8 protein-coding genes are annotated in these 11,906 nt (G+C 59.9%); 7 read left to right on the forward strand and 1 reads right to left on the reverse strand.

Annotation, left to right across the window (positions count from 1 at the left end):
* Positions 1–634: 634 nt before the first annotated feature.
* The 5 genes from CO656_RS23720 (at position 635) to CO656_RS23745 (ending at position 8,533) form a co-directional block, all read left to right on the forward strand.
* Positions 635–4,012, forward strand: coding sequence for an adenylate/guanylate cyclase domain-containing protein (locus CO656_RS23720; protein WP_097527338.1), 3,378 nt, complete (start codon positions 635–637; stop codon positions 4,010–4,012).
* Positions 4,013–5,269: 1,257 nt separating this feature from the next.
* Entirely contained in the window at positions 5,270–5,653 is a 384-nt protein-coding gene (locus CO656_RS23725) for a hypothetical protein (protein ID WP_144353231.1), read from the forward strand.
* Positions 5,654–6,336: 683 nt separating this feature from the next.
* The gene (locus CO656_RS23735) at positions 6,337–7,173 is read left to right on the forward strand and encodes an alpha/beta hydrolase (RefSeq protein ID WP_097527341.1); all 837 of its coding nucleotides are present in this window, start codon (positions 6,337–6,339) and stop codon (positions 7,171–7,173) included.
* Positions 7,174–7,270: 97 nt separating this feature from the next.
* Complete coding sequence (locus tag CO656_RS23740; protein WP_097527342.1) at positions 7,271–7,729, forward strand: Rid family hydrolase; 459 nt, start codon at positions 7,271–7,273, stop codon at positions 7,727–7,729.
* Between the two features lie 75 nt (positions 7,730–7,804).
* Complete coding sequence (locus CO656_RS23745) at positions 7,805–8,533, forward strand: gamma-glutamylcyclotransferase (RefSeq protein WP_097527343.1); 729 nt, start codon at positions 7,805–7,807, stop codon at positions 8,531–8,533.
* Between the two features lie 40 nt (positions 8,534–8,573).
* On the opposite strand, the gene CO656_RS23750 is transcribed toward CO656_RS23745, so the two are convergent.
* A complete protein-coding gene (locus CO656_RS23750) occupies positions 8,574–9,473 on the reverse strand; it encodes a LysR family transcriptional regulator (protein ID WP_097527344.1) in 900 nt (299 codons plus the stop codon).
* A 118-nt stretch (positions 9,474–9,591) separates the two neighbouring features.
* Between CO656_RS23750 and CO656_RS23755 the strand changes: the two genes are divergently transcribed.
* The gene (locus CO656_RS23755; RefSeq protein ID WP_097527345.1) at positions 9,592–10,524 is read left to right on the forward strand and encodes a VOC family protein; all 933 of its coding nucleotides are present in this window, start codon (positions 9,592–9,594) and stop codon (positions 10,522–10,524) included.
* A 166-nt stretch (positions 10,525–10,690) separates the two neighbouring features.
* Positions 10,691–11,611, forward strand: a complete 921-nt coding sequence (locus CO656_RS23760; RefSeq protein ID WP_097527346.1) for a LysR family transcriptional regulator — start codon at positions 10,691–10,693, stop codon at positions 11,609–11,611.
* Positions 11,612–11,906 lie beyond the last annotated feature (295 nt).

Genomic DNA, 11,906 nt, shown 5'->3' on the forward strand with positions numbered 1-11,906 from the left:
TGTTGAGGAACTCGATGCCAGACACATCGCCAATGACAGCGAAGAGGCGGATGCCTCCACCTGTTGGCTCAGGATGCCAAGATGTCGGAATTGGTCACGAATGCAACTTCGCGCTTCCAGGCCGAACCTTGATCGGAACGACGACTTCGACTGCGCCAGCTCGCCGGATGTTCCGAAGATTTCCTCGGGAGCAACAGGGCGAGCTGTCGCAGTCGTCGCACGAGGCGATCGCGCTGCCAACGACCTCGAGACGTCACGCTCCTTCTCGCCCACTACATCAGCCGGTCGAGCACGGCAGAACCGATGCTGCAGCTAGATTCTCGTAATATAAGTTCCCAATGTAACTGAAACGGCCGCATTCTTATAATAAAGTAGCTAATCGGCACGGATCAGGCGGCAGGTATGAACGCGATTTCCGATGCTTTCCTCCCGCTTCGGTAATTTCGCTTCACGCGGGCAAATCGCGAACCCGGACGAGCTTTCAGGAAAGGCGGTGGTGGTCGACCGCTTATTGCTCGTGAGACTGAATTGACGAGGACTGATCAGGGTCACAGGTGTAAGCTTTTTATATTCGAGGCTCGTGGGAAAGCGCATCAGAACAAGCCAAATTCGACCATGTCAGAGGATGCTAGTCATGCCCGACATCGGAGACTGGCTCGCCAGCATCAGGCTTGAGCGGTATCGCCAAACCTTCTTGAAGAACGGCATCGATCTCGATGTCGTCGACGATCTCACCGACGCCGACCTCAAGGAGCTCGGGCTGTCCCTTGGTGACCGCAAGCGTTTTCTCAGGGCGGCCGCGACCCTGCCTCAGCCGCCGCCCGTCCGCGGGGGGACCAAGCCCCCCGTGTCACTGATCCACACCGAAGCGGAACGGCGACAGCTCACGGTGATGTTCTGCGATCTCGTTGGATCGACAGCACTCTCCGCCCGCCTAGATCCAGAAGACCTACGGCAGTCGATCGTAGCGTACCGTGCCTGCGCCACCGAGATCGTCGGCCGGTACGACGGCTTTGTCGCCAAGTACATGGGCGACGGCGTCCTTGTGTACTTCGGCTATCCGCAGGCTCACGAGGAGGATGCCGAGCGGGCGGTGAGGGCCGGTCTCGCGGTCGTCGAGGCGGTCGACCGGCTGGATGCGGCAGGCGAACATCTGGCTGTTCGGATCGGAATCGCCACCGGCCTGGTGGTGGTGGGCGACATCATCGGTACCGGCGAGGCCGAGGAATGCAGCGTTGTAGGGGAAACTCCGAACCTGGCCGCCCGGCTACAGGCGCTAGCCGGGCCCGGCACAGTAGTCATTGCCGAAGCGACCCGCGCATTGCTGCGTGGGCAGTTCAAGCTCGAAAGCATCGGGCTGCGGCCGATCAGGGGGTTTTCTGGGGCGGCTGAAGCGTTTCGGGTGCTCTGCGAAGTGCGCAGCGACGACCGCTTCGAGGTCGGTCACGCGACCGTGCTGCCGTTGGTCGGGCGCGACCAGGAACTCGCGCTGTTGGTCGATCGCTGGAATTTGGCCAAGACCGCCGAAGGCCAGGTGGTCCTGCTCGAAGGTGAGGCTGGGATCGGCAAGTCACGCCTCGCCCTCGCCCTTCGCGAGCGTCTCTTTCGACAACCACACAGATTGCGCCGCTACTTCGCCTCGCCCTACTACGTCAACAGCGCGCTTCGTCCGGTGATTGCCCAACTCGAACAGGAGGCGGGATTTGAACGCGAGGACTCATCGGCCGAGAAGCTCGCCAAACTCCAGGAACTGCTCGAAAAGCAGATGGGCGAGGTGAGCGAAATGCTGCCGTTGTTGGCAGAGCTTCTCGGCCTTCCGGGGACCGACCGCTGTCCAACCCTGGATCTTGCGCCCCAACAGCGTAAGAAACGAACCTTCGAAGTGCTCATCGCGCAGCTTGCCGGACTGGCTGCGCAGCAGCCGGTGCTCATGGTGCTGGAGGACGCTCACTGGCTTGACGCGAGCAGCCTCGAGCTGTTCGGTTTGTTCGTGGGCACGATCCGGCGGCTCCCGGTGCTGCTGGTCATCACCCACAGGCCCGAGTTCGTCCCGCCTTGGCGTAGTTTCCCGCACGTGACAAAGGTGATCCTGAACCGTCTCGACCGAATGCAGGCTCAATCGCTGGTCGAACGGCTGGCCGGCGGAAAGCGCCTGCCTGCCGTCGTGCTCGACTACATCCTGGCCAACACCGATGGCATCCCGCTGTACCTTGAGGAGTTGACCAAGACCATGCTCGAATCCGGTCTCCTGGCAGTGGGCGGCGATCAGTGCGGCGATCAGTTTGGACCGGGTGCACATTTGCCGCCGCGGGCGATCCCGGTGACGCTACACGACTCGCTGATGGCCCGCCTTGACCGTCTCGGCCGGGCCAAGGCGGTGGCCCAAATCGGCGCCTGCATCGGGCGCGAGTTCTCCTATGAGATGATTGCGGCGCTAGCAGTGCTCGACAAGCCTGAGCTGCAGAGGGGACTTGATCAACTGGTTGCTACCGAGCTGGTTTTCCGGCGCGGAAGTCCGCCCGATGCGGTCTACAGCTTCAAGCACGCGCTCGTCCGAGATACCGCATATCAGTCGCTGCTCAAGAGCCGCCGCCGGGAACTGCATCGCCGCATCGGCCAGGTTTTCGAAGAACTCGCCCCGCATGTCGTGTCCGCTCAGCCGGAGCTCCTGGCCCATCATCTGACGGAGGCAGGAGAGTTGCCGCAAGCGATCGTGTTCTGGCACCGGGCTGCCGAGCACGCCAACGAGCGGGCGGCGAATGCCGAGGCCGTCGGCCACCTGGCCACGGCACTCGACCTGCTCGCCCGGATGCCCGAGAACCCGGAGCGCCTCGAGCTTGAGCTAACATTGTTGATCACCATGGGACGAGTGCTTACCGCCGCGAAGGGCTATGGCCACCCGGAGGTCGAGCGTGTCTACAACCGTGCTCTCAACCTGGCGGAGCGCATTAAGGAAACGCCCAGGCTGTTCCCGGTGCTCCTCGGTCTCACCATTCATCATGCGGTGCGGTCCGAGCTTTCCGCGGCGCGGGACTTTGGCGAACGGCTTCTGAGGTTGGCGCAGCAGATCTCGGATCCTGTGCTCGTAGTGGAAGCGTCCTATGCTTTGGGCATTACCTGCTCCTGGCGCGGCGAATTCGCCTCGGCATGGAAGCACTTCGAGCACGGGATCAGCCAGTACGACATCGCCCAGCACCGGGCCCATCTCGCGCTCTATGGACAGGATGGAGGACCGATCTGCCTGTGCCGTGGCGGCATGGCGCTGTGGTATCTCGGCCACGATGACCGGGCGCTGGAGCTGATGGACGAGGCGCTCGCCATGACCGCGAGACTCGGACATCTGTTCAGCCGTGCCTATGTACTGACATGGGCGGCGATTTTGCACGTGCATCGACGCGACATCGCCAAGGCGCAAGAGGCGGCGGAGCTGGCATTGAAGTTCGCCGCCGAGCACGAATTTCCATTTTGGCGCACCCAAGGGGTCTTCCTGCAGGGGTGGGTGCTGGCAGAAGAGGGCCACGTCGAGGAAGGCATCGAGCGGTTGAGAGAGGGGCTGGCTGGGATGCAGGCGATCGGGTCGGGAATGACGGCGCCTTGGGCGATGGGCCTGCTCGCGGAGGCGCATGGAAAGGACGATCGTTTTGCCGAGGGCAGCACCTTGATCGACGAGGCGCTCACCATCGTCGCGCGCACCGGCAACCGCTGGTGCGAGGCGGAGCTGCATCGGCTCAAGGGCGAACTCATATACTCGAGTTCAGAATGCGATCCCGCCGAAATCGAGGCGTGCTTCCGCCGTGCGCTGAATGTCGCTCGCGTGCAGGAGGCCAAGATGTGGGAACTGCGCTCGGCGGTGAGCCTGGCGCGGCTTTGGCGAGCACAGGGTCATGGAGCCCAGGCTTGCAAGCTGCTCGAGCCCCTTCTCGGCTGTTTCTCGAACGGCCATGGAACGCTCGATCTTCAGGACGCTCAAGCAGTCGTTGAGAGCTGCGGAGGTGGCAAATTGAGCACCTGATGCTCCGCTGAAAACGACTTTGATTTAACTCCCGACTGGCGCGATGGTTCTGAATTTCGACAGGGTATTGGGACGACTGGAACCGCGGCGAACCAGACGTCAGCCGAGGGAGCGTCGAACTTCGGTTTCCCACCCACCCACGACGCTGGTGAAGGTGAACTCTCGACCCTAACCAGGCATTCGCCGCTAATGCCCGGAATTCCCGGTTCACGGTGTGAAGCAGACGTGTAGCTTGACTGGATTTTCGGCTACCGGTCTACCTTTTGCCTCATCACCCGCCGCTTTTGACTTCGCTCAACTCCTCTGTGAGGCTTGCGGGCCTACATACATCAGCAACGAACACGTCTCACGCCCGAAAATCGACATGGTAGCGTCAGCCACCAGAGGGCCTGGAAATTGAGCAAGACGAACTATGGGGACATCGCCCGTCACGCGGGCGTCGGAACCGCCACTGTCGAGCGGGTTGTAGCGCTTGGCATCAGCGCACACCGCTCTCCTTAGAATTCATTGAGCTTTTCGGAATGGTGCGTTGTTCTCGCGTACACCGTTCTCGGCATCCGCGTACACCGAAATGCTCCTGCTGGGCACAAGCGTACACCGCAGATTTCTGCCAGATTTGGCGACGAATCCTGATCGCCTGCAGATGATCCTGATCAACATTGCGCGTGGCCGGCCGCCTACCAGAAGTCTCGCTCGTCGCACAAGGTCGTGAAAGCTGCCCATGGCTAGCTGGAGCGAGAATGTTATCAGCCGGTATTGACCTGGAATCTGGTGGCTTTCATGGCGCTGACCGATAGTCGCGACGTTATGGAGGCCAGCAGTGAATTTTTGGAATCTACTCGCGCTATTGAGATCCCGTCCGACGACCGCCATCTCGTCAAAACACCTCCACAAGATCCCACGCACCCGCCTGAAGCAGGTCATTCAGCTAGCATAAGTCCGCAGCCCGACCAGTCGGCGACTACGGTCGCCCCGACCTCGACAATTGTACCCACCGCAGTATCGACAGCTCTTTCCGCGGGTGAGGTAGTCAGCCGGCCTGTCGAGAATGCTATCTCTGGTCCATCGGTACTAGATCGCTTTTTGACGGAGCGCGCGCCTCATGCCAGGTGAGCTGATCGCCACCTCCTATGCCAAGTGGACGACCGCAGACATTTGCACAAGTCACAGAAGGACTGTCGTGCCGAGATCGAGAAGATTATCCGAAACGCCCGCAGGACAGCGCGAAGGCGGCGCGGCGCGATCACAAGGGCGGACTTGATCCTGCATTTGCCCCTCATGGCAGACATCCCACCAAGGATCCTGCGGGCGAACGCTGTTCATGAGATCGGCCATGCGGTCGTCGGCGCAGTGCTCGGGATGGAGCTAGTGAAGGTTGCTATTGTTGGCCGCATCCGGATCGACGAGAACCTACAGTACGTGGGTCACGCGCGTTTCAGGCGCGATCCATGGATCCGAAGAACGAAGCAGCACTATCTCGATCTGATTGCCATGTCGTTGGCCGGCATGGCTGCGGAGCAAGTGTTCCTCGGTGGACATGACGACGGCGCCGCAGGCAACGCGGGATCCGGCCCCTTCGAAGCAACGAAGACCGCTATGGCCCTGGAGCCGTTCGGCATGGGAACGAAGCTCGCTGCGTAGGGTGATCTCAATCGCCCGGGGGCAACGGCCACTTCGATCCGATGCTTCTCCCGCGGGTCGACGGCATTCTGCAGAAGCAGTTCGACCGTGCGAGGCATCGAGAAGCTTGCACGGTTCTTGCCGACAAACTTGCTTCTCGGCTCGAGCTGTCAGGACAGGAGGTTCTGGATGCGCTGGCTTGCCAAGATCAGAACAGGCTCTCCGGTGGTCGGGCTAGCCGGGAAAAGGCCGTCGAAGTTAGGTGCGCGACATCTTGGGATCTCCATATCGACAACCTCAAGGTCCAAAGGCGGAGCTTCCACTGAAGCTGAGGTGAAGGGGAGAGCGGTTGCCTCAGCTTCAGTACTAGCAAACTGGGCTGGTAGGGCCGTAGGGTGACGACATGAGCTATCTGACCCCGCCGCCACCATTTCGAATTCCGCAATAAAATCGAAACTATTGGCGCAATTGTGAGCGCCCTGCGCTTGCGGCACTATTAGCCCGTCAGACGAACTCAGTGTCGCCTGAAGCCCCAACGAAGAAGCCGCAGGCAGACGAAAATGACCAGACCTTTTCTTCCATGACACGCAGGAGCGCACTTCCTTCCGCAAGTGCCGCCGTCGCAGCCATGGCGATTTCACCATCTCTCGATCTAGCAGCCGAGGCTGCATCAAGCATCGAGCTCAACCGAAGGAATCAAGACAATGGCCTATGTAACCACCAAGGATGACGTCGAAATATTCTACAAGGACTGGGGTCCGAAGGACGCTCAGCCGATCGTCTTCCACCACGGTTGGCCGCTGTCGTCGGATGACTGGGATGCCCAGATGCTGTTCTTCCTGTCCAAGGGTTATCGCGTCGTCGCCCATGATCGCCGTGGTCATGGCCGCTCTGCCCAGGTCACCGACGGTCACGACATGGACCATTACGCTGCAGACGCTTTCGCCGTCGTCGAAGCGCTTGACCTGAGGAACGCCGTCCATATCGGCCACTCTACCGGCGGCGGTGAAGTTGCTCGTTACGTCGCCAAACACGGCCAGCCATCCGGCCGCGTTGCCAAGGCTGTTCTCGTCTCCGCCGTCCCGCCTCTGATGCTGAAGACCGACAGCAACCCGCAAGGCCTGCCGATGGAAGTCTTCGACGGTTTCCGCTCCGCACTCGCCGCCAGCCGCGCGCAGTTCTTCCGCGATGTTCCGGCCGGCCCGTTCTACGGCTTCAACCGTGATGGTGCCACAGTCCAGGAAGGCGTGATCCAGAATTGGTGGCGACAGGGCATGATGGGCGGCGCGAAGGCCCATTACGACGGCATCAAGGCCTTCTCCGAAACCGACCAGACGGAAGACCTGAAGGCCATCACCGTGCCGACACTGGTGCTACACGGCGAAGACGACCAGATCGTGCCGATCGCAGACTCCGCACTGAAGTCTTCCAAGCTCCTGAAGAATGGCACACTCAAGACCTATCCCGGCTTCTCGCACGGCATGCTGACCGTCAACGCCGATGTCCTGAATGCCGATCTCCTGGCCTTCGTGAAGGCCTGATCGGTCCGGCGACGGGTGCGGCCATCCACGCATCCGTCACCTCCATGAACCACGAGTGCCTACTCGGCGCACCAATCATCAATGCAAGGAACCTATCATGACGAACAGCAACCCGTCCAAGAAAGTAGAGAACCATGGCGTCGCCTGGGAGCGCGCCTTCGGATACGTTCAGGCCGTGCAGGTCAAGGACACGATCTATGTCTCGGGCCAGTTGAGCCACGATGACAACGGCAATCTTGTCGCTCCGGCGGAACTCGATGAGGATAAGCGGCCTGCGGATTTCTCCCAGATGGAGAGCCAGATCCGCCAGACCTACGTCAACGCAAAAACTCTGCTCGCCAGATATGGTGCGACCCTCGACGATGTCGTTGAAGAGACACTGTATGTGCTTGATGTTCCTAGCGCGTTTGCGGCCGGATCCAAGGTCCGCAAAGAAATGTACGGCACGGATGTGCCTCAGTGCGCCAGCAACCTAATCGGCATTTCGGCGCTGGCTTTCCCCGAGCAGCTCGTCGAAATCACCTTCCGGGCAATTATCAACCATCCCGCTGTCTAATTCGGCGGCAGCTACTCCATCAACCGCCGGAAGCTATTGGCCCCCGGCGGCAAACTCGTTGAAACGGTTCACACGATGCCAAAGACACCGATCGCCGGGGCGCCCGCACCTGCCACCATGGAACTTACCCCCGACCTAGTCGCCACGACCATTAGAATTGTTGAAGACGAGGGACCGGAACCCAATTGGAATCCGATCTCGCCCGAGCAGCTCGACGACCTCGTCAGCAGGGTTGAGGAAGAGGCTGGTGACGGGAAGATATGGGTGTTCGCGTACGGATCCTTGATGTGGAACCCGGGCTTCGAGGTGGCCGCCAGCGAAGAGGCGGTCGCTTACGGCTGGCACCGTGCGTTCTCGTTGAGGATCGAGCGGCTCAGGGCCACCTCCGACGCGCCCGGTCTCATGCTCGCGCTTCGGCCAGGAGGAAGCTGTTCGGGTCTTGTCCTCAAGCTTCCGTGCACTACCAAGAGGGAGAATCTGCGTACTCTTCTGGCCCGAGAGATTCGGTATGCCGAAGTGTGCGACATGGTGCGTTGGGTTGCGGTCAAGACACCGAAGGGTGTGCGGCGGGCGCTCACGTTCTGGGCGAGCGGCAGGCAATCTAAGCTCACGGAGAAGATTCCCCTCGAAGAGGCGGCAGGGTTGATCGCGCAAGCATGTGGACCTGTCGGATCTTGCGCGGAATACCTGCATCGGACGGTTTCCGATCTGGCGGATCGCAAAATCTATGATCGAAACCTGTGGCAGCTACAGCAAATAGTCGCAGCTAGGCTTCGAGCACGCCAACAGCATGATCGAATCTGAAACGGGTGTGCCAGATCATGGTGACGGGCATTTGCGTGCGTCAGTCCAGCATGACCATCTTTGCCGCGACCTGCTCCTCGAAGAACTTGGAGAATGACGCAATCCTTGGCGGGAGGGCTTGGTAGGGCGGATAGAACAGCGTCAGCCACAGGTCCGGCGGTGCCCATCCCTTGAAGACGTGGACAAGGCGACCGCTACTGATGTGATCGGCGATGTTGAATCCTGGAAGCAGCGCGACACCCGCGCCGTCGGCGGCCATGTCCGCCAGAACCTCTCCGCTGTTCGCGCTGAAGGCTCGACCTGCCGAAATCGTGATGCTTGACCCCCCGTCCGACAGCACCCAGTTCTCACGCCGGCTTTCGCCGCTGTACGCGAGGCAGTCATCGGGCTTCAGTTCGTTGGGGTGCTGCATGTCGGCGAATCTGCTTCCGGGAGCGGCGACCAGGATGCGCGGCACCATCCGGATCTTCCTCCAGATCGTGAACTTGTCCGAAGGCTGCGACGAGATGCGGATCGCCAGATCGTAGTCGTCGTCGACGATGTTCACCAATCCATCGGACAGCGAGATCTCGAAGCTCATCTTCGGATAGCGTTCCTTGAACCCGGACAGGATCGGCGGCAGTACCGTCTTGCCGAACCATGTCGGCGCACTGATACGCAGCCGACCCTCGTCCGCCTTGTGTGCGTTCATTACTTCGCGCCGCGCGTCCTCCAGAGTCTTGACCGCTGGCTGGATCTGCGCAGCAAAGATTGCGCCGTCGGTTGTCAGCGATACCTGCCTGGTCGTGCGCACAAAGAGCTGCACGCCAAGTTCCGCCTCAAGGGCGGCGATCGCCCGTGTCACGGCTGCTGGCGTCATGTCCAGCTCGCGGGCGACCTGGGCAAAATTTCGTTTTTCGGCAGCGAGCAGAAAGGTTCGGAGAGCTTTGTAGTCGTTCATCTCATTGTTTCATAAATTGCAATTCAATCAAAAGGAATATTGCAATTCCGCACGACGATCAACGGGCTTACATTCATATCAACACCTGAACACCGACGCTGATTTGAAAGGCACCGACATGATCAAGGACATCAAGGGACTTCACCACGTGACTTCGATGGCATCGGACGCGCGGCAGAACAATCACTTCTTCACCGACACGCTGGGCCTGCGCCGCGTCAAGCAGACGGTCAACTTCGACGATCCGAGCGTTTACCACCTGTACTACGGTGACGAGAATGGTTCCGCAGGCACGGTGATGACCTATTTCCCATTCCCGAACATGATGCTGGGGCGTCCGGGCGTAGGCGAGGTCGGTGAGACGCAGTTCTCGGTTCCACGGGGATCGCTGAAGTTCTGGCAGGATCGCTTCGCGGTTCAAGGTCTCGACGGTCTGGAAGCGGATACTGTCTTCGGTTCCAACCGTCTTCGCTTCATGGGCCCGGATGGCGACGGTCTTGCGCTGATCGAATCCGCCGACGACAACCGCGCGCCATGGCTGGCGGACGGAATTCCCGACGATGCGGCCATCCGCGGTTTCGCCGGCGCCCGCTTCAGCCTGCATGATACGGCTGCCACGGAAGAGCTGCTCGGCTTCATGGGCTACCAGCGCGCCGAAAAGGAGGGCGACGTGACTCGCTTCATCATTCCAAACGGGAACGGAGCGGACACGATCGATCTGGCAGCTTTGCCGAAGACACCTTTCGCGCGACAGGGGGCGGGATCGGTTCACCACATCGCGTTTGCCGTCGACAACCGCGAGAAGCAGCTCGAGGTGCGCAAGGCCCTGATGGACACGGGCTATCAAGTCACACCCGTCATCGACCGCGACTACTTCTGGGCCATCTACTTTCGCACCCCGGGCGGTATCCTGTTCGAGGTCGCCACCAACGAGCCTGGCTTCAACCGTGACGAGGACACCGCGCATCTCGGGGAGGCTCTCAAGCTCCCGAGCCGATATGAAGCTTTCCGCGATCAGATCCAGGCAAATCTCGAGCCATTGGCTGTCTGAGAATACCAACTGATGGCATTTCGAATTTTGGACGCCGCATCTGCCCGGCGGCGCCCTGGATTTTTGCAGGGAAGATCTTCAAACATCCGACTACGCCTGATGCCCTTTGCAACTGATCGATAACTGAGCCCCAAGGCATTCGCACACATTCGATGGAGAGATGACAATGGATCAATTGGGAGCGATCAGAGCGTTTGTTCGCGTCGTCGAGGCCGGATCCTTTGCAAAGGCTGCAGACACGATGGGGGCGCCGCGGTCGACCGTGAGTAAGCTTGTTCAGGATCTCGAGGCAAGCTTGAGCCTCAAACTGCTCGAACGCACGACACGTTCAGTCACCGTGACACCTGAGGGAGTCGCATATTACGAGCGCGCCATTCGTCTGATCGCCCATTTCGACGAGATGAACAATGAGGCGACCCGTGGGCGCCTCGCCACCAGGGGAAAACTTCGGGTTGACGTAGGAGGGACCTTCGCGAATGCGATTCTGATCCCTCGGTTGCCAGAGTTTTACGCGCTCTATCCAGAGATCGAGTTGCATCTTGGTGTAACAGAGCGTCAGGCCGACATCGTCGAAGAGGGCATAGACTGCGTCATTCGTGCCGGCGATCTGCCCAGCGACGCATCTCTTGTTGCGAGGAAGTTATGCAGCGTTGAGATAGTGACCTGCGCAACCCCGGGGTATCTCGAAAAACACGGCGTGCCAGCTTCGCCATCGGATCTGCAGCGTGATCATATTTTCGTGCAGTACTTTTATGCACGTAGTCTGAAAGCCGCACCCGTTCGACTGATTAAAGGCGATGAGAAAATCGAGATCTACAGCCCCATCAAGCTCTCCACCAGTGATGCGACGGCGCATTTACATGGAATATTAGCAGGACTGGGTATTGGGCAGACATTTGAATTCTTGGCACGGCCCCATATCGCTCGTGGCGCCCTGGTCCCAATCATGACCGATTGGGCGCCACCACGTTATCCCGTTCACATAGTAAGGCCAGCGGGCCGGTTTCCTAGCGCTAAGTATCAGGTCTTTGCAGACTGGGTTGCGGGCGTGTTTTCTGCCTACGACCATGATACCGGCACACCCTAGTGGCTTTGTCCATATCCCTGGATGGTTACTCCACAATCACGGGCTTCTCCCATCTCTCCTTTAAAGATATTTCCCCCGGCTGATTTGATCCATCGTCGGACAGACGGCGCGGAGGGCAACGCTGTTGAGGGTAAGCAGAAGACAAAGTAGCCGCGATATGGAACCCCTGCGCGTACAGCGTAGTCACCATCTAGTCGCGTCAATGCTCAATGGCAGACTGCCAAGCACTTCGCGGCTCACACGCTGCTCCCCTGATGTCAGCGGGCTGTTTCGCCCCAAGCGAATTCAGCCAAAT

Source organism: Sinorhizobium sp. FG01 (assembly GCF_002531875.1).
Lineage (GTDB): Bacteria > Pseudomonadota > Alphaproteobacteria > Rhizobiales > Rhizobiaceae > Sinorhizobium > Sinorhizobium fredii_C.